Raw genomic sequence first — 17,320 nt, 5'->3', positions numbered from 1 at the left:
GGCGCGGAGATGGCCTCTTCACGGTCGCGTGTGGAGCACGCGAGCGCCGCCCAGCGCGATCAGGATCATCGACATACCGCCTGTCAGGAGGCTGATCCCGACGAGCAAGCCGAGCACCCTCACGGCCGTGGTGACGCCGCCCGTGATGATCAGCATCCCGAGCCCCAGCGCCAGGATGCCGTCGAACACGAGCCATCCCGAGCCCCGCAGCCCGCGGTGCTGATAGGCGCGGATGAGCTTGAGCGCGCCCTCGGAGACGAAGTACGCCGCGGCGATCACCATCAGCGCGAGCTTGCCGGTCATCGGGGCGACCACAAGGAGGAGCCCGAACGCCACCTGCACCAGGGCGCTCACGAGCTCCCAGCTGGCGCCGGCCCAGCCGCGGCTCTGGATGGCGTGACAGCCCTCGGCCACGCCGGCGAGCACGATCAACCAGCCGAGGGCGATGGCGGTGACCCGGGAGGCGACGAAGGGCATGACGAACGCGAGCACCCCGAGCACCATCGAGGCCACGCCGATCGCCAGGAACCAACCGCGGTTCTGCCGCACGGTGTGAAAGTCGACCTGCGCAAAGCGAAGCGACCTCGGGGACTCTCCGAGCGGAGCAACCATGGGCGACCTCTCTGGTTCGTGGAGCACGCGTGTCCCGTCGGTCACCCGCCGCGCGAGGACGAGGTGGCCGGGACCGCGTCCGCCTCGAGCATCGTCCGTGCCAGCGCGCCGGCGGGAACATTGTGCCTGGCGCTCGCGGGAGGCTTCACGGCCGAGGGCGGCCAGCAGCGCACCGCATGATCAGCGGGCGGCGGCCTTCGCGGCCCTGGTGCTCGGAGCGGCCGCGCGCCGGACCTGGCGCTGCTGGAGCTTCGAGCCCTGCTTCGCGCGATTGGCGCTCTTGCGCGTCGACTTGCGCGACGGGCGGTCCTGCGCCGAGTCCTCGAGCGTCGCGGTGGCCTTCCGTGTCCTCCGCATCGTGTTACGCCGCGCCGTCGAGCCGCCGCCCGCCTTCCGGTCGGTCGCGCTCTGCCCCGGAGCGGCCGTGTCGACGGGAACGTCACGCCGCGACTTCTCGGGCCGCTCCAGCGCGCGCTCGAGGTTCTCCTTGCTGCGCCCCACGCGCCGCCCGATGAAGCTGCCCTCGGGCGATGGATGACCGGGCCGCGCCGGGGCCGCCGCGCCGCGCTTCGCCGCGCGCGCCGTGGGCTTCGGGCCGCGCGCCGGCGCGCGTGACGCGGCGCGCGGCGCGCGCTCGAGGGCGCTCTGCACGGCCCGTACGATCCCCGGGACGGCTCTGTCGATCGTCTCGCGCGGCTCTCGACCTCGCATCTGGTAGACGACGCTCGGGTGCCCGCTCAGGACGACCTTCACGTCGCACGCGACGTCGACGCCGCCGCGAGGCCCGTTCACGTCCGTGAAGCGCACCGTGAGCCGCTCGATGTCGGGCGCGAACCGCCCGAGCTTCGCCCCGAGGGTCTGGCGCACGTGCGCCCTCGTCGCCTCGTCGACGCCGACGCCGAAGGTCCGCACCGCCAACGGGGTCCGCTCCGTCGGTGTGCGCCCCGCGCGCGCCCGGACCGGTCGTGGCACGGTGGAAGGGAACTGCGGACGTCGCCCGGTGGATGGTCGCCCCATGCGCGCAACATCGAGACCGGCCCCCCGTCGTCAAGCGTCGCGGCCACCGGCGAGATCGCGTTCCTGTTCCACCCGCCGCACCTCGGTCGGCTGCCAATCCCCGCCCGCCCGGTCACCCGCGCGTCCGCCGTCGGCGTCGGAGCCGCTTGCCAGCGGCTCGTCAATGCGAGTGACAACCCGTGCAAAACAGGGCCGTCTTCACCGGCGGGTCGTTGTTCGGATCGTCGTCAGGTTCCGGACCGTTGGACCAGCTGCGCGATGGCGCGCGCGCTTGCCTCGTTCGCGGGTGAGAACACGAGCATCGAGAGGCCGTCGCTGCCTTCGACGTGGAACACCGACGACTCGAGCACGATCTCGCCGACGTCGGGACGGACGAGCCGCTTCTGGAACCCGGCGTGCGACCGGATCTCACCTTCGTCCCACAGGCGGCGAAAGTCGGGGCTCGTCTCCATCAATTCGTCGATCAGCGCCGTCGCCTCGTCAGATTGGCCGGCGCGCGCGATGTCGACGCGAAACGACGCGAGACAGGTGCGGCGAACGTCTTCGACGTCGTGCACCTTGTCTTCTGAACCCGGCTGGAAGACCCGGCGCAGCAAGTTGCGGTCGCGCTCCGGTACCACCGCATAATCGCCGAGCACCGCGACCGCCGCGCGATTCCACGCGACGATCTGGAACGTCGGCGTCTTCACGAACGCAGGGACGGAGAGGTTGTCGAGCACGCGCTGGAGCGACGGCGTGACCGCCACGGGCGGCGCGGGCTTGCGCGGCGGCGGGCGGTCGTGCGCCAGCAGGAACAACATCTCGCGGTTCGTATCGTCGAGCTCGAGGGCGCGGGCGAGGCGTTCGAGCACGTCGTCCGATGGCACGCCGCCGCGACCTTGTTCGAGCCACGTGTACCAGGTGATGCTCACGCCGGCCCGGGCGGCGACCTCCTCGCGGCGCAATCCGGGAGTGCGTCGGCGCGCGGTGGTCGCGGGATGGACGCGCCCGCGGCGGTCGCGCAGGAACGTGGGGAGGGTGGTAGCCGCCATACCAGTATAGGAGCCCGTCTTTTCGGACGAGCTGTCCGAACGTACGGTCCTCGCATGACCAAGTCAATGCGAGTGTTCGTCACCGGCGCGACTGGCTGGATCGGTACGGCGGTGCTGAAGGAGCTGCGCCGGGCCGGCCACAGCGTCCTCGGCATGGCGCACAGCGATGCGGGCGCCGACAAGTTGAATGCGCAGGGCGTGGAGGTTTATCGCGGCGACATCAGGGATCCGAGATGCCTCGTCGAGGGCGTCCGCGCGACCGATGCGACGATCCACCTGGCGTTCCACATGGACTTCTCGGACTTCCATGGGATAAACCGGATCGATCGCGACGCCATCAGCGCGATGCTCGACGCGATGGCGGGCACGAACAAGGCGTTCGTCGGCACGAACGGCACGCTGGTGGTCTCGAAGCCCGGCAAGGTCGCGTTCGAGGCGGACGAGTCGCCGGCGAGCTCGCCGTTCGCGGTCCGGTTGCAGGCCGAACGTCTCGTGGTCGATGCTGCGAAGCGCGGAGTGCGTGGCAGCGTCATCCGGCTGGCTCCGACGGTGCACGGCGCTGGTGACAAGGGCTTCATCGCAATGCTGATCAAGCTGGCTCGCGAGAAGAAGACCGCTGGTTACGTCGACGATGGCAACCATCACTGGCCCGCGGTGCATCGCGACGATGCGGCGCGGTTGTACCGGCTCGCCGTCGAGAGCGCACCGCCGGGATCCGTGTTGCACGGCACCGCCGAGGAAGGCATCACGATGCGGGCGATCGCGGAGACGCTCGGCGAAGGCACCGGTGTGCCGACGAAGAGCGTGCCGGCCGCTGAGGCAGGCGCTCACTTCGGATGGATGTCGATGGCCGTCGGGCTCGATAACCGGACCTCGAGCGAGGCGACGCGTGCGCTGCTCGGCTGGAAGCCGGAGCAACCGGGCCTCGTCGACGACATGCGCGCTCACTACTTCTGATCTACCATGCAGCCATCAACGGCCTGTTCGTACCTGCCGTTCTTCATCATCGGCCGCTATGAGCAGAGGCGTCCCGCGTCGTGGAGCAGCGACGCATCGAGCGGCCAAGGGCCCTGAAGCGCAGGGCGCCGCCGCCCTGAGCTACCTCCCGCGTCCAGCAGGCGGGTCGGACGAGACGCCGCGGTCAGTTGGCGGGCGGGATGAAGAGGCCCGGGCAGGGCTCGTCGCCGAAGACCCTGGAGCCGAGCCGGTACATCGTGATCTTCGGGTTCGGCGCCCAGTTCCAGCTGCCCCCGGCGTGGGAGTAATCGTTCGACTGGTTGAACGCCTGCCAGCTCGACGCGTGGAACGCGATGTTGAACCGGTCGGTGGAGGACGAGGGATCGACCGAGAGGAACGGGAGGCGCACGTCGAGGTAATGCGTCGCGCCCGCGCAGCCGCCGCCGGGCACCTCGTGGAAGCTCATCTCGAGCTCGCTCGAGCAACCCCAGCACGTCGCCTCGAGCGGGCCGGGCGGCTCCTGGCTGAAGTAGTACCGCACGGTCGAGCCCGCGAGGTACACGCTCTCGCTCCCCGTGTTGCGCACCTGGATCCCGGGCGTCACCCAGCTCGGCTGCGGCGCGTGGGAGTCGTACAGCACCTCCAGCTGGCAGTCCGCCGGACACGACGTGGTGCTCTCGCCGCTGCTGCAGACGCCGTCGCCGCAGGAGCAGTCGCTCGCGCACGAGGCCGGGCTCTCGAGCGGGCCGCAGGCGCCGTCGCCGCAGGAGCACAGGTCCGAGGCCGTGCGCTCGCACATGGCCTGGATGGCCCGGAAGGCATAGGTCACGTCCTCGCCGCGGCACGCGTCGTCGGCGCAGGTGAACGGACGCACGCAGTCGCCGTCCTGCACGAAGTCACGCTCGCCGCGCACCAGGATGCCCACCAGCTCCTTCGTGTTCAGGTCGAACACCCCGGACCCGGAGTTGCCCACGAACGTGTCCAGGTTGCCGACGAAGAAGTCGAGGCTCGGCGCGTTGCTCCGGACCGCGGCCCCGTCGGCCAGCTTGAGCGGCAACCCGCGGGGGAAGCCGTGCACGACGAGCGGCGTGCCGATGGCCAGGGGATCGCTCGACACACGCACCGCGGCGGGCGTCCGCCCCACGACCGGCCGATCGAGCCGCACGACCGTGTAGTCCGCTCCCCGCCGGTCCTGGTAATAGCTGACGAAGTCCACGCAGCTGTAGACGTCATCGCTGGTGATCTGGCCGAGCTGGCCGGACGGCGTCATCGCATAATCGAAGACGAAGCGGCTGCTGTTGCAGTTGTTGATGCAGTGCGCGGCCGTGAGCACCAGGTCGTCGTCGATCAGCGTTCCGCTGCAGTCGGCGAGCGCCGGCTGGGACGCGAAGCGCTCGTCGAGGCACACGCCGTCGCGCCCCGCCCACGTGGGCCCGGCGATCTGGATGTCGTTCGGGTCCGAGTCGTCGACGGCCGACGCGGGGACGAGCGCCACGGTGAAGTCGAGCGCCCGCGCGGCCCAGGCGGGATCCGCGTACGTGAAGGGCTCCTCGCGGTCATCCTGGCCATAGATGACCTCGGAGCGGGCCTCGCCGGCGGCCTCCTCCCCGGCAGGCGCGGGCGCCGCGCACCCCGCGGCGGCCCCCACGGACAACAAGCCAGCAGCAATGATGAAGTGGTTCGCTCTCATGACAAGCTCCCAAGTGTTCGAGGCAGAGCGAGGATCACCGGGCGGGCCCGATGACGACGTGTCAATGCCTGACCGGCGTCGAGCAAGGTTCTGACGCCCGACAAGCAAGGACCTCCGAGTGGCACGCTCGTCCTGTTCTCAGCGAGGGGGATCTACTTCCTCGTGAGGCGCGCACCAATTCATATGCGCCATGGACCTCATGCACACGCTGCATCGAGCCGGCGCGGCCCGGGGCGCGAGCGCCCGCGGGGCGTGGCCCTGACGACGGATTGACCATTGTCCAATGGATTGGCGCCGCCTCCAGCAGGCGGACATCCCGGATCTACCCTGGTCGCATCGGGAGAACGTCCTCCTGGGGAGCACCACCATGAAGGTAGCCATCTTGACCGGCAGCGTGAGGAGCGGGAGACAGTCGCACAAGATCGCCCATCACCTGGAGCGGAAGCTCCGGGAGCGGGGCGCCGAGGCCGATCGGATCGATCTGGCGGAGACGCCGTTGCCCATCCTGGAGGACCGGTCGGGTCGCCCCCCGCAGCTCCAGGCGACGGTTCAGGGTCTGAGCGCGCGCCTCCGCGGGGCGGACGCGCTCGTGTTCGTGACGCCGGAATACCACGGGAGCTTCTCGGGCGTGCTCAAGAACGCCCTCGACCATTTCTGGGAGGAGTTCAGCAAGAAGCCGATCGGCGTGGTCGCGGTCTCCGCGGGGAAGCTCGGGGGCATCAACGCCTCGACGCAGCTCCAGCACGTGATCCTGAGCCTGGGAGCATTCCCCCTGCCCCTCAAGCTGCTCGTCCCGGAGGTCCAGAGCGCCTTTGACGAGTCGCTCCAGCTCAGGAGCGAGCAGGTCGCGAAGGCGGCCGACAGGTTCCTCGACGAGTACCTGTGGTTCGCTCAGGCCATCGTCCAGGCGAAGCAGGCCGGCGAGATCTCCCGGCCCCTGGTCGCATGACGCCGCGCGCCGGAGATCGTCCTCGCCGGCAGCGAGGGTCGACGGGTCGTCCTCCTACATCGACCTCCACGTCCACGCCAAAGGCAGGAGCGCGGACGGGCGAGCGGGCAAACGGGCGAGCGACAGAAGACGGACGGCCGGACGAGGCCTGGCGTGAAGCTCACGAACATCGCTTGGCTCGCCGGCGAGGCAGCCAGGGCTCCGGCTCTCCGGAGCAGGGCGTCTTGCGGTATCGCGCGATGTTCGATATCGTCGGTCGTCGGCGGAAGGAGCGCCTCAACCACCATCGGATATGGTTCAATACGTTTCTCCTCATCCCGGGCTCGAGGGCCCCGGGGCCACCTTCGCGTCGGTCGCCACGGCTCTCGGGGCGCACGGAGACATCGGCAAGAAGGTGCTCTCGACGCTGGGCGTGTCCGAGCTGGTCGTGGGCGAGTGGTACCCTCTCCAGATGCTCCTCGACATGCTGAAGGGCGTGGCCCGGGCGACCGGGGACCATACGCTGCTCGGCATCGGGAAGGCGATCGTGGATCACGCCGTGTGGCCGGCCATGCCGCCGACCATGGTGGATGCCCTCCAGATCATCGACGTGGCATACCACATGAATCACAGGCTCGACGGAGAGGTGATGTTCGATCCGGCGACCGGCGTCATGCGGGAGGGGATCGGCCACTACCGCTGTCATCCGGAGAAGCACCAGATCATCATGGTCTGCGATACGCCTTATCCCTCGGAGCTCGATCGTGGGATCCTGCTCGGCACGGCGCGGCGAGCGGCGTCGCGCGGGGTCAGGCCGCGCGTCGACGTCGTGCTCGACGAGTCCCGCCCGTCGCGGAAGCGCGGCGCCGACTCCTGTACCTACCGCGTCACCTGGTGAACCGGCGCTGCCGCCCTTCTCCTGCTGGACGCCACCGGCGGGACGAGCAGGAGGCGTCTCCTCCGGGGCTCCGCGCGCGGCGCGCAGCCGGCAGCAGAGCCTCCGCCTCGTCGCGTCGCCTCGCTGGCCGGGCGCGGTCGAGCGGTCGACATCGAGACCTCCGGCGGGCAGGAAGCCCAAGCGCCTTGTATGTTCCGCGAGCGTTCTGGATCCACGTCGTCGTCGTACCGAGGGGGGGGCCGGGGGGGAGACCGGCAACCTGTGGATTTGTGGACAATTTCGCGGCGAGCCGCCACAAAGCTACGCGTGGCAGACCGTTCGCGCCTTGGTCTTGAGGCCGTCGCAAAGCATGGGTCGCCACGCCGTAGGTCCTGGATAAGCCCGCACGGCTGCCTGAGGCATAGCTCGCATCGTTCGCAAGGATGGGCTTCTGGGGCTGATGTTTCCGCGTTTCAGTGAGGGAAAGGTCGACGTGTCCACGTTCGTAGGGATCGATGTCTCGAAGGAGCACCTGGACTGGGCCGTTCATGGCTCCAGCGCAGGGGGGCGGCTGGCGCATGACGAAGAGGGCCTGCAGGCGCTGGTGGACCAGCTACGCGAGCTGTCGCCGACGCTCGTCGTGCTGGAAGCTACCGGTGGGCTGGAGATGCGGGTGTTGGCGGTGCTGAGCGTCGCGGCCGTGCCCGTGGCGGTGGTCAACCCGCTCCAGATCCGCAACTTTGCGCGCGCCACCGGCCGGCAGGCGAAGACCGATCGGCTCGATGCCAAGTGCATCGCGCACTTTGCCGCCGCCGTGCAGCCGCCGCTGACGCCGATGCCCGAGGCCACGACGCTGGAGCTGGAGCTGCTGCTGGCGCGCCGGCGCCAGTTGATCACCATGCTGGTGGCCGAGAAGAATCGGCTCTCGGGCTTGGTTGGGCCCCGCCGCGTCGCGCGCGTCGTCAGCAGCATCAACCGCATCATCGAGACGCTCGAAAAAGAGCTGAAAAAGCTCGACGGCGAGCTCAAGGACAAGATCGAAAAGAGCCCGCTCTGGCGCGCCAAGGACGAGCTGCTGCGCTCGGTCCCCGGCGTCGGGCCCGGCACCTCGCGCACGCTGCTGTTCGACCTGCCCGAGCTGGGCACGCTCAACCGCAAGCAGATCGCCGCGCTCGTGGGCTTGGCTCCGTTCAACCACGACAGCGGCAAGATCAAGGGGCGCCGAGCTATCTGGGGTGGACGAGCCTCGGTGCGATCGATGCTCTACATGGCGAGCGTCGCCTGCATGCGCTTCAACCCCGTGATCCGCGCCTTCTACGACCGGCTGAAGACCGCCGGCAAGCCTACGAAGGTCGCCCTCACGGCGTGCATGCACAAGCTGCTCACCATCCTCAACGCGATGGTGAAGGCGAACCGACCCTGGCAGGTCGCCGCCGCTTGACAAAGAACACGGCTGCTTTGCGGATGTCAAGAGATTTTAGCCTCTCCAGCCTCCAGCGCATTCCGTTCCATCCCCTATTTGTGAACGTACACACACGCGGCCATGGCCACGTCGCCTCAGGGCCGGCCGAGCGGACCAGCGAAGATCGCGATCCTGCGCCCACCCCTCCGGACGCGGCGCTCCGAACGAGCCCTGACCCGACGCGGCGCTCCGAAGGAGGCCCGCCAGCCTCGTCCTCCCTCGGGATCGAGGACGGCCGCGGGCCGGTCGATTGGAATTGACATCGGGAATGTGAGCGTTCACTTTCCTCCTCGAGGGGCCTCCTTTTGCTTTGACGATCGACGGCGTGCCGCCAGGGTCCGTGGGGCGCCTGAAGACCCGTGTCCACGTGCCCCGTCAGCACCGCGGGAGGATGGCAAGGTCAGATAGACATCGAATGTTCCATGACACCGGCCGATGGCGTGCACGACCTTCGCCTGCGTTCGCGGGGGACCGGTCCGATCGGCTGTTCAACCTGGACCATTTCGACTTCAAACTGCGTATTCTGCCGTCGGCTCAGGCAGCCCTGCGCTCGCCCCGCGTCGTGATTGCATATCGCGACCCCCCCCGGCCGGCGCCGGGCCGGGTTCTGCCGCATCCGAGCTGCGACAAAGACTTATAGCGTGGGTCGAGCCGAGGGCGACGCCTCGGGGGCACACCAGGCCACCTGCGACTCGAATCGCGGAGAGACGCGAGTGGAGTCCATTTCTTCGATCGCTCGAGGTAATACGGTGTCGTTATGAGAAATAAATCGAGTTTGGCTTTCACCTTGGCCGCGCTGGGCATGATCGTCGGCGCTTGCGGCGGCTCCGATGGCGACGGCGACGTCGGGGGGAGCGGCGGAGCCCCGGCGGGCGCAGGAGGGAGCGTGAGCGGCTCGGGCGGCGAGCAGGCGAGCACCACCGGCGGGCCTCTGCCTTCGGGCTCGGGCAGCTCGCAGAGCACCGCCGGAGGGTCTGACCCCTCCGGCTCGGGCGCGGGCGGAGGAGCGCCTGCCGGCGGCGGCGGCGGCGGCGGGGAGATGGCGGGCGGGAACGGAGGCTCGGGCGGCGACGGCGGCGGCTTTACCGGCACGTGCACCGAGTCACGACCGGCCGGTGGAAGCCGGTCGGGGAGCGGCCCTCACAAGGTGGTCGTCGAGACGAATTCAGACCCGGGCATCAACCAGGGCACCATCTTTCGTCCGGAGGATCTCGGTGGGAACGCCAAGTATCCGATCTTCGTCTGGGGGCAGGGCGCATGTTCGCGAGACGGGCTCGCGACTGAGGCGGCCATGGTCGAGATTGCGTCGCATGGCTACGTCGTGGTGGCGGACGGGACACCGGGAGGCAAGGAGCCGAACCGCGAGCTCGGGGGCGGCGGCGACGTGCTGCTCGCCTACGTCGACTGGGTGATCGCCGAGAATGAGAAGCCTTGCAGCGCCTTCTACCGGAAGATCGAGACCACGAAGGTCGCCGCGAACGGCTTCTCCTGCGGCGGCTTGATGGCGGCGGGGACCGCCGCAGATCCCAGGATGACGACCTGGGGACACACGAGCAGCGGCTCTTTCTCGGTGAATCGGGCATTCTATGAATCGATTCACACACCCGTATTGATCGTCACCGGCACCGCGGATAGCCTGGGCGCGCACGAGAACGGCGCGAGAGACTTCGAGAACATCGCCGCCCGAGGTGACATCCCGGTCATGATGTTCGCCAAGGTCGGCGCGGACCATGGGGGCGACCTGTGGGCTCGCAACGGCGGCGAGTTCACTCAGGTCAACCTGGCGTGGCTCAACTGGTGGCTCAAGGGCGACGAATCGGCCACCGGCAAGGGCATGCTCGTCGGCGCGAGCTGCCGCTTCTGCACCGACAGGACCTGGAACGTCTCTTCCGCCAATCTGCCCTAGTACTACAGCCGCACGCCGCCGAATCTCCGCGGATTTCGATGAGCGGCCGGACGATCGTGACGTGGCCGGCCAGCTCGTCCGCGCGGATCCCGAAGTGGCACAGGAGCGGGAACCCCGCGCCGAGGCAGGCGCTGGCGAGCGCGAAGACAGGCAGCGTCGAGGCCGGCTCCACGCCGCGGCCGACGAGGTGCGCGACGGCGGGGGCCACGAGGAAGGCCGCGAGCGCCCCGGCGAAGATCACCCCGCCCACCCGGTAGAGCTGTCCGGAGCGCTGCGCCGCCGCGCTCCGGCAGGAGCGGGGCGAGCTTCGTCGAGAGGGTCTGCGAAGGCATGCTTGCGGCTCTCGGAGCGAATCCGGGGGATCAGGTGGCCATGATGCCCTCACAGATCGGCCTGGCAAGCGCATTCTTTGTTGTCCGGAGCACCAGCGGGGGTCTCGCTTCACCCGCGCCCCGCAGGCTGCGGATGGGCGCTCCGCTGCGACGGGCGCAGCGACGCGGACCTGGCGGGCGCGCTCGCGATTACGAGGATGCCGCCGCGCTGCTGGAGCAGGTGGACGCGCTCCTGGCCGGACTGGGCGCCGTTGAAAAAACTTTCGCGGCCCCCGAACAGTTTCGGCCTCGGCGGCAGTCTTGGATGGGAGAGGCCAAGATTACCATGAAACTGTACGATTTCGCGTTTTCTCCCAATTGCCGCAAGGTCCGCGCCGTCGCCTACGAGCTCGGCGTCTCGTTCGAGCCGGTCCACGTCGACCTATTTCAACGAGCTTCCCGCGCGCCCGAATTTCTCGAGCTGAACCCGAACGGGCGCGTCCCGGTGCTGGTGGACGACGATCTGGTGCTCTGGGAGTCGACCGCCATCATGCGTTACCTGACCGCCAAATGTGGCGGCGACCTGGTGCCGGCCACGGCGCGGGCCCAGGCCGAGCTGGATCGCTGGCTGGCCTGGCAGCTCGCGCACCTCGGACCGGCCATGACCGCGGTCGCGTTCGAGCGCATCGTGAAGCGCCTGACCGGCCAGGGTGCGCCCAACGAGGCGGTCATCGCCACCAGCAGCGCCGACTTCGCGCACCTCAGCAAGGTGCTCGACGCGGCGCTGTCCGGGCGCGACTACCTGGCCGGATCGCTCTCGCTCGCCGATTTCGCGCTCGCGTCGCACTACAGCCTGGCGCCCCTGTGCGGGCTTTCGCTGGCCGAGTTTCCGCACCTCGAGTCGTGGCTCACGCGCGTGCTCGGCCGCGATAGCATGCGCCGCGCCCTCGCCGACGCCCAAGCCGCCATGAGGCCCCATGCCGCCTAAAGACGACGCCACGTTCTTGCAATCGGTCGAGCCCCTGCGCGGCGCGATCCGCCTGCATTGCTACCGCATGCTCGGCTCCGCGCACGACGGCGACGACGTGGTGCAGGAGACCTGGCTGCGCGCCTGGCGCGCCAAGGATTCGTTGGAGGACGAGGCGCTGGTCAAGCCGTGGCTCTACCGCATCGCGACCAACGTCTGCCTGGACGAGCTGAAGCGCCGGCCGCGGCGCTTGTTTCCGACCGACGCGTTCCCCGCGACGGAGGACGCCAAGCCGCCGCTGCCGCGCGTCGAAGAGCCCGTCTGGCTGGAGCCGATGCCCAGCGCCTGGCTGGAAGGCGTCGAGGAGCGCGACCCCCAAGCGCGCTACGCGCTCAAGGAGAGCGTCGCCCTGGCCTTCGTGGCGGCGCTACAATGCCTGTCCCCGCTGCAGCGGGCGACGCTGCTGCTGCGCGACGTGGTCGGACTGTCGGCGGCGGAGACGGCGCAGGCGCTCGCTACGAGCGTGGAGGCCGCGAACAGCGCCTTGTTCCGCGCCCGCAGCGCGATCGGCAGCAAGCTCGGCGGGGCGGAGCCGGTCGACATCGCGACGACCACGCAAGTGGATCTGCGTTTGCTCGAACAGTACGTGCGCGCCTTCGAGGAGGCGAACCTGGACGCCCTGGTCGCGTTGTTCCACGAAGAGATGCGCACCACCATGCCGCCGGCGCCAACCTGGGTCTCCGGGCGCGCCGCCAACGAGCGCTTCTACCGGCGGATGTTCGGCAGCATCGTCCCTCGGCAATTCCTGCACTTGCGCATCGCCGCGAACGGACAACCGGCGTTGGCCTTCTATCGTCCCCGAGCCGCCGGCGGGCCACACACCCTGTCGGCGATTCAGCTCGTCACCACGCGCGACGGCGCGATCGCGACCGTCGACCATTTCATGCTGCCCGAGGTGTACCCGCTGTTCGGCGTGCCGTCGGAGCTGCCCACCTCATGAGCGAGTCCATGCTGCCAAGCAACGAAATCACGGCGATTTACGGCGCGGCCGGCGCCAGCGGCGCCGCGTCCGCCAAAGAAGGCGCACGGCTATTCCTGACGGGGCGAGAGCTCGCGCCAGTCCAGGCCCTGGCCGACGAGATCGTCGAGAATCTGCCAATGTTGCGCGAGCCTCGCGCTGTGCTCGTCGGACATGAAGCAGAAGGGGATGCGATCTGTGCGAGGGTAGGCCGCGCAAAGCCATGCCGACCTGTCAAGAATTTTCTGCCAACGACCGGCGGTTGACACAACGTACAAAAAGTACGATCCACTGATCCGCCTATAAAAACCAACAGATCCAACGAGTTCACTCGGCCGTGCAATACTGCTCACACCACGTTGAGGATTATTCCCAGCCGACCGAACCAGGAAAGGCTTGCTGCGATGAGCGAACTGATCATCTGGACCTACGACTGGGTGCCTGAAGGCCCTCGTGGTTTTGTGCGTGATCTGAGGCTGAGATGGGCGTGTGAGGAAGCCGGCCTCATCTACGTGGTCAAAACGATCCCGTTCGATGGTCGCGAGACCAATCATCTCGAGCGCCAGCCGTTTGGCCAAGCTCCGTTCCTGAACGACGGAGAGCTGGAGATATTCGAAAGCGGCGCGGGGCTGCTGCATCTGGCCCGGAAGAGCGACAAACTGATGCCGCCTGATCCGGCCGGTGAAGCGGAAACATTGCAATGGACGATCGCCGCGCTCAACTCGATCGAGATGGTCACCGTACCGTGGTGGTTCCTGAAAATATGCGGCGATGAGGACAATCAACTTGCCGGATGGATGGGCAAGCGCCTCGACCAGCTCGAAAAGATACTGAGCGAGCGAGAGTGGCTCGCGGCCGACCGCTTCACCGTCGCAGACCTGCTGATGGCGGATGTGCTACGGGTCCGGGAGGTCCGCGCCTTCGGTGATCGGCCGGCGACCGAGGCCTATGTAACCCGTGTGACGGATCGCCCCTCATTCAAGAAAGCCCAGGCCGACCAGATTCGTCTTTTCGAAGCGGCCGACGAGAAGAGAACAGAAAAAGGGGCACCCTGACGAGCGGCTTGGCCTCTGCCCTTCGCGCACCGCGCTCGAGCCGTTCGCGCCCGACCGTGTGGACGAGCTGAGCCCCCGGGTCGCCGGCGCGAGCCGGAGCGGCGCGACGGCGCGCTCAGTAGAAGGGCGTTATTCGCGCGTCGCTGCTCGCCGGCCCGGCGCCGCTCAAGGACACGCGTCGTTGTCCGAGTAGGGCGTCTCCTGCGCGAGATAGAGGCTGACGTTGGCGTCAGCCGACGAATAGCCGTCCATGTTCTCTCCGAAGGCGCGGAAGAGAAAAAACGTCTCGCCGCCTCCGTTGTGCACTTTCCCGCTCTCGATGGCCGCGTCGACGTCGAGGATCAGCTCCGCCCTGCTGGCGTCGCCGCCGATGCACGAGCCCTTCGGCCCAGGTACGCAGTCGTATTCGGGCGCCGACAGTCCGCCCGCAAGCGGCGTCGTGCTGGGTTCGTCGCTCCCGGGCGCGGCCTGCACCTGGACCATGCGCACCTTGCCGGACCAGCGAAGGCGAACGATGTCACCTCGGTTGACCCCGACGTTGTATTCGTACTGGAAGCCGTCGCGGTCGTTGTAGAAGTCGACGACGCGGCATGCTTGGCCCTTGCCCTTGTCGATCGCGCAGCAGCTCCCCTTCGCACCGACGATCGGAGAGCTTCGCGTGCGGAGCAAGTACTGCATGTTGACCCCGGTGGGGCTCGGGTTTCCGGTCTTGCTCGGGCAGTCGGCATGGTTGTACGCGCACTCGTCCGAAATGTGGATCATGCCAGGGCGCCAGTCGGTCGTGTCGATCATGTGCTCGCCGAGCGACGACGAGCCGTTCGAGCACAGATAGTTCGGACCTCCGGCGCAATTGCGCTTCGCTCCGCTCGTGATGCCGCCCGGACCGAAGAGCGTGTCCTGAGTGACGTCGTGAACCTGGACGACGCTGTGGTATCCGGTCCAGCGGAAGAGGACAAGATCGCCTTGCTGCGCCGCGAAGGTCGGATCGACCCAGTCGTAGTGCGGCTCGGTCTGGAAGTTGTTGACCTCGTGGATGGTGCAGTCCTCGCGGCCCGCGTACGAGGCGTACCGCCCACCGTAGGCAGTGACGTCGGAGAGCGTGCTGCAAGGCTTTGGATCGAAGTGGTTCTGTCCAAACTCGGGCTCGGTGAGGGACACCGCCGTGACGCCACCGCCACCCGCGCCGTCCTTGAAGTAGTAGAGGCCGGGGCGATAGCCACAGGCGAATCCGCCGACGTTCCAGTCGAACGTCCCGTCGTTCGTCGGCGCGCCGCTGTCGATCCTCCGACCGAGGCTCGCATCGATCGGCGTGCCGTCCCAGTCGGCGACCTGGACGACGCTGTGCGTGCCGCTCCACTTGAAGCGCAGCGTCTGACCCGGCTCGATCGTGTGCCCGGTGTTCGATGCAGCCGGCCAGGCGAGCTCCTTCACCTCGCCGGCCGGGTTGTCCTGCGATGAACAAGGGTTGGTGCCTTCGTCGAAGGGGACACCGGCGTCGTCGTTCATCCCTCCGGCACCCGAGCCGCCATGGTCCCCTCCTCCACCCGAGCCGCCATGGTCCCCTCCGCCACCCGGGCCACCGTTCCCCTGCCCTCCGCCGGCGCTGCTTCCGCCGTTGGTCGAGCTACAGGCATTGACGATGAGACCGATGGTGAGTGCGGTCCAGAATGCGAGGGTTCGACGCTTCGGCATCATACCTCCAACGATAGCGATGAGCGCCCTCCCAGCGCAATACGCGTATCCTCCTCCGCCGAACCGTGAACACTCGACCGCCCGCCGACCTCGGGAAGATCGTCCGCATCGCGGGGCGAGATGGCCGGGACCCGGGGATCTACGACGCCCTCGCGCTCTTCTCGGCGGTCGGGCGCGACGACCTCGCCGTCATCGCCGCCGAGCGAGATCTGCTCCTCGCCTCTCCCACGTCTCGGCGCACCTCCTCACAGCGAAGCCCGACGCGCGCGCCGGCCTCGCGCTCCGCGTCGCCGCGCGTCACCTCGCGCGCGGCGGCATGCTCCTGCACTTCCCGGGGGGGCGCATCGAGCCGGATCCGCGCCTCGTGGCCGCAGGCGGGAGCGCGCTGCACGCATGGATGCCGGGCTTCGACGCGCTCATCGGCCCGCGTCGCGCGCTCGCCCGGACCTCGTCGTCGTCCCCGCGATCGTCTCCGAAGAGCGCGGTGAACCGGCGGATCGGCCATGTGGTGAAGCCGCTGCTCGTCGCGATGCTCCTTCACCGGGCGCTCGTCGTGATCACGGACGAGCCCGTGGAGCGCGCCATCGTGGTGTCGCACCTCGACTGGGGCGATAGCCTCCGGGCTCATGTACTCCGGCGTGCCCGCGACCATGTCCTTCGAGGTGAGCGTCGGCCCGGCGTCGAGCGGGTCGTCGATGTGCGCCAGGCCGAAGTCGACGACCTTGGCGACGCGCTCGCCGTCCTGCCCGGCGAGCAGCACGTTCTCCGGCTTGAGGTCGCGGTGGACGATGCCGCTCGCGTGCGCGGCGCCCACGCCGTCGAGGATGTCCGCGAACAGGGCCGCGACCTCGGCGAGCGGCAGCAGCTCGCGCGACGCCCGGAGCCGCGCCGCGAGCGACTGGCCCTTGAGCAGCTCCATCACCAGGTAGATCTGCCCGTCGCCGCCGTCCTCGTCGCCCCCGAGGTCGAGCACCTTGACCACGTTCCGGTGCACGCCACCGAGGGTAACTGTCCCGGATGCACGAAGAGGGCGAGGAAGGCGAGGAGCCGGTCGGTGGTCGCGTCGACGAGGCCCAGCACATCGGGGAGCCGGGGCTGGGATGTGCCCGCGATGAAGCGCGACACCTGGGATGCGCTGCGCCCTATCTACCTGATCGAGAACGGGACGCTGCTCGGCGAAGGCGGCGCCTGTCGAGCCCAATCTGCGGCGCGCGTCCGTCGTTCACCCACCGCAGCGGCCTGCGGAGCGCAAGGGCAGCGCGAGCGGCGCTCGGCCGACGCGTCGCCGCTCATCCGCCAGGCGAGTTCGCCTCGATCGGCGCATGCCTTCGTTCATCGCGCCGCGCGGGCCGTGAACGCGAGTTGACAGATGTCCAATCGAGGCCCTCGCAGCGCCCCCGACGAGCCTGTCACACGCTCGGCGCAAACGGGCCTCTCTTTACAACTCTTCACAATTGAACTCAAGATTCAGACGATGAAATTTTATTCGCCAGAGCTTGACGGCCGCGCTCGCATCGAACACTTTTCCGCCTGCATCGATGCTGGCGCTGCTTGGATCGCTCGCCACCGGCTTCGGGGCGCGGCTCGATCTGGGCCGCGTCTGGCGGGAAGTATTGCTTAGGAGCATACATTCGAGCTGCGAGGCGCTCTCGCGTCAGTGCGACCAGGAAGAGCAGGAGTACCTGCGGCTGTATCCGCCCATTGCGTCCACAATCGTCAACTCGAGCCCGATGCAGCCGCCTTACGTGTCGACTTCGCCCTAGAAGGGCCGGCCGCTCAGCGGCGGAGGCCGAGGCT

The 17,320-nt window shown here is 68.5% G+C and carries 17 protein-coding genes; 11 read left to right on the top strand and 6 right to left on the bottom strand.

From position 1 onward, the window contains the following. Nucleotides 1-18: 18 nt before the first annotated feature. From WME82_RS08605 to WME82_RS08595, 3 genes are all read right to left on the bottom strand, one after another. Nucleotides 19-612, bottom strand: a complete 594-nt coding sequence (locus WME82_RS08605; RefSeq protein ID WP_438042436.1) for an HdeD family acid-resistance protein — start codon at nucleotides 610-612, stop codon at nucleotides 19-21. 180 nt (nucleotides 613-792) lie between these two features. After that, complete coding sequence (locus tag WME82_RS08600) at nucleotides 793-1,530, bottom strand: hypothetical protein (protein ID WP_438042435.1); 738 nt, start codon at nucleotides 1,528-1,530, stop codon at nucleotides 793-795. A gap of 326 nt (nucleotides 1,531-1,856) precedes the next feature. Next, on the bottom strand, nucleotides 1,857-2,660 hold the full coding sequence (locus WME82_RS08595; RefSeq protein WP_438042434.1) for a helix-turn-helix transcriptional regulator: 804 nt from the start codon (nucleotides 2,658-2,660) through the stop codon (nucleotides 1,857-1,859). A gap of 54 nt (nucleotides 2,661-2,714) precedes the next feature. Between WME82_RS08595 and WME82_RS08590 the strand changes: the two genes are divergently transcribed. Beyond that, nucleotides 2,715-3,617 (top strand): SDR family oxidoreductase, encoded by a 903-nt coding sequence (locus WME82_RS08590; protein WP_438042433.1) that lies wholly within the window; start codon nucleotides 2,715-2,717, stop codon nucleotides 3,615-3,617. Nucleotides 3,618-3,801: 184 nt separating this feature from the next. Here WME82_RS08590 and WME82_RS08585 read toward each other — a convergent pair whose 3' ends face one another. Then, nucleotides 3,802-5,307: a trypsin-like peptidase domain-containing protein gene (locus tag WME82_RS08585; protein ID WP_438042432.1), complete on the bottom strand. Its 1,506-nt coding sequence runs from the start codon at nucleotides 5,305-5,307 to the stop codon at nucleotides 3,802-3,804. A gap of 283 nt (nucleotides 5,308-5,590) precedes the next feature. On the opposite strand from WME82_RS08585, the gene WME82_RS08580 reads away from it, so the two are divergent. The 9 genes from WME82_RS08580 (at nucleotide 5,591) to WME82_RS08540 (ending at nucleotide 13,831) form a co-directional block, all read left to right on the top strand. Beyond that, entirely contained in the window at nucleotides 5,591-6,256 is a 666-nt protein-coding gene (locus tag WME82_RS08580) for an NADPH-dependent FMN reductase (RefSeq protein WP_438042431.1), read from the top strand. 292 nt (nucleotides 6,257-6,548) lie between these two features. After that, nucleotides 6,549-7,133, top strand: coding sequence for a hypothetical protein (locus WME82_RS08575; protein ID WP_438042430.1), 585 nt, complete (start codon nucleotides 6,549-6,551; stop codon nucleotides 7,131-7,133). Between the two features lie 439 nt (nucleotides 7,134-7,572). Continuing rightward, on the top strand, nucleotides 7,573-8,553 hold the full coding sequence (locus WME82_RS08570) for an IS110 family transposase (RefSeq protein ID WP_438042429.1): 981 nt from the start codon (nucleotides 7,573-7,575) through the stop codon (nucleotides 8,551-8,553). Nucleotides 8,554-9,349: 796 nt separating this feature from the next. Then, entirely contained in the window at nucleotides 9,350-10,480 is a 1,131-nt protein-coding gene (locus WME82_RS08565; protein ID WP_438042428.1) for an alpha/beta hydrolase family protein, read from the top strand. Nucleotides 10,481-10,518: 38 nt separating this feature from the next. After that, nucleotides 10,519-10,737, top strand: coding sequence for a hypothetical protein (locus WME82_RS08560; RefSeq protein ID WP_438042427.1), 219 nt, complete (start codon nucleotides 10,519-10,521; stop codon nucleotides 10,735-10,737). Nucleotides 10,738-10,945: 208 nt separating this feature from the next. Then, nucleotides 10,946-11,779, top strand: coding sequence for a glutathione S-transferase family protein (locus WME82_RS08555; protein ID WP_438042426.1), 834 nt, complete (start codon nucleotides 10,946-10,948; stop codon nucleotides 11,777-11,779). Continuing rightward, nucleotides 11,769-12,758: an RNA polymerase subunit sigma-70 gene (locus WME82_RS08550; protein WP_438042425.1), complete on the top strand. Its 990-nt coding sequence runs from the start codon at nucleotides 11,769-11,771 to the stop codon at nucleotides 12,756-12,758. Before WME82_RS08555 ends, WME82_RS08550 begins: the two co-directional genes overlap by 11 nt. Then, a complete protein-coding gene (locus WME82_RS08545) occupies nucleotides 12,755-13,042 on the top strand; it encodes a hypothetical protein (RefSeq protein WP_438042424.1) in 288 nt (95 codons plus the stop codon). The genes WME82_RS08550 and WME82_RS08545 overlap by 4 nt, the downstream gene beginning before the upstream one ends. A 138-nt stretch (nucleotides 13,043-13,180) precedes the next feature. Continuing rightward, a complete protein-coding gene (locus WME82_RS08540) occupies nucleotides 13,181-13,831 on the top strand; it encodes a glutathione S-transferase family protein (protein WP_438042423.1) in 651 nt (216 codons plus the stop codon). Nucleotides 13,832-13,996: 165 nt separating this feature from the next. On the opposite strand, the gene WME82_RS08535 is transcribed toward WME82_RS08540, so the two are convergent. After that, nucleotides 13,997-15,337 carry a hypothetical protein gene (locus WME82_RS08535; RefSeq protein ID WP_438042422.1) on the bottom strand — a complete coding sequence of 447 codons (1,341 nt, stop codon included), beginning with the start codon at nucleotides 15,335-15,337 and terminating at the stop codon, nucleotides 13,997-13,999. Nucleotides 15,338-15,662: 325 nt separating this feature from the next. Beyond that, nucleotides 15,663-16,517: a protein kinase domain-containing protein gene (locus WME82_RS08530; RefSeq protein ID WP_438042421.1), complete on the bottom strand. Its 855-nt coding sequence runs from the start codon at nucleotides 16,515-16,517 to the stop codon at nucleotides 15,663-15,665. Between the two features lie 502 nt (nucleotides 16,518-17,019). Here WME82_RS08530 and WME82_RS08525 point away from each other — a divergent pair. Next, a complete protein-coding gene (locus WME82_RS08525) occupies nucleotides 17,020-17,286 on the top strand; it encodes a hypothetical protein (protein ID WP_438042420.1) in 267 nt (88 codons plus the stop codon). Nucleotides 17,287-17,320 lie beyond the last annotated feature (34 nt).

The organism is Sorangium sp. So ce128, assembly GCF_051525245.1.
Taxonomy (GTDB): domain Bacteria; phylum Myxococcota_A; class Polyangia; order Polyangiales; family Polyangiaceae; genus Sorangium; species Sorangium cellulosum_B.
The sequence above is the reverse complement of the archived record's forward strand: the minus strand, read 5'-3'. Positions and strand labels throughout refer to the sequence as shown.

Coding starts and splice junctions, on each gene's coding strand:
- WME82_RS08605 (WP_438042436.1), bottom strand. CDS start 612: ATGGTTGCTCCGCTCGGAGAGTCCCCGAGGTCGCTTCGCTTTGCGCAG.
- WME82_RS08595 (WP_438042434.1), bottom strand. CDS start 2,660: ATGGCGGCTACCACCCTCCCCACGTTCCTGCGCGACCGCCGCGGGCGC.
- WME82_RS08590 (WP_438042433.1), top strand. CDS start 2,715: ATGACCAAGTCAATGCGAGTGTTCGTCACCGGCGCGACTGGCTGGATC.
- WME82_RS08585 (WP_438042432.1), bottom strand. CDS start 5,307: ATGAGAGCGAACCACTTCATCATTGCTGCTGGCTTGTTGTCCGTGGGG.
- WME82_RS08580 (WP_438042431.1), top strand. CDS start 5,591: ATGGATTGGCGCCGCCTCCAGCAGGCGGACATCCCGGATCTACCCTGG.
- WME82_RS08575 (WP_438042430.1), top strand. CDS start 6,549: ATGGTTCAATACGTTTCTCCTCATCCCGGGCTCGAGGGCCCCGGGGCC.
- WME82_RS08570 (WP_438042429.1), top strand. CDS start 7,573: ATGTTTCCGCGTTTCAGTGAGGGAAAGGTCGACGTGTCCACGTTCGTA.
- WME82_RS08560 (WP_438042427.1), top strand. CDS start 10,519: ATGAGCGGCCGGACGATCGTGACGTGGCCGGCCAGCTCGTCCGCGCGG.
- WME82_RS08555 (WP_438042426.1), top strand. CDS start 10,946: ATGGGCGCTCCGCTGCGACGGGCGCAGCGACGCGGACCTGGCGGGCGC.
- WME82_RS08550 (WP_438042425.1), top strand. CDS start 11,769: ATGCCGCCTAAAGACGACGCCACGTTCTTGCAATCGGTCGAGCCCCTG.
- WME82_RS08545 (WP_438042424.1), top strand. CDS start 12,755: ATGAGCGAGTCCATGCTGCCAAGCAACGAAATCACGGCGATTTACGGC.
- WME82_RS08540 (WP_438042423.1), top strand. CDS start 13,181: ATGAGCGAACTGATCATCTGGACCTACGACTGGGTGCCTGAAGGCCCT.
- WME82_RS08535 (WP_438042422.1), bottom strand. CDS start 15,337: ATGAACGACGACGCCGGTGTCCCCTTCGACGAAGGCACCAACCCTTGT.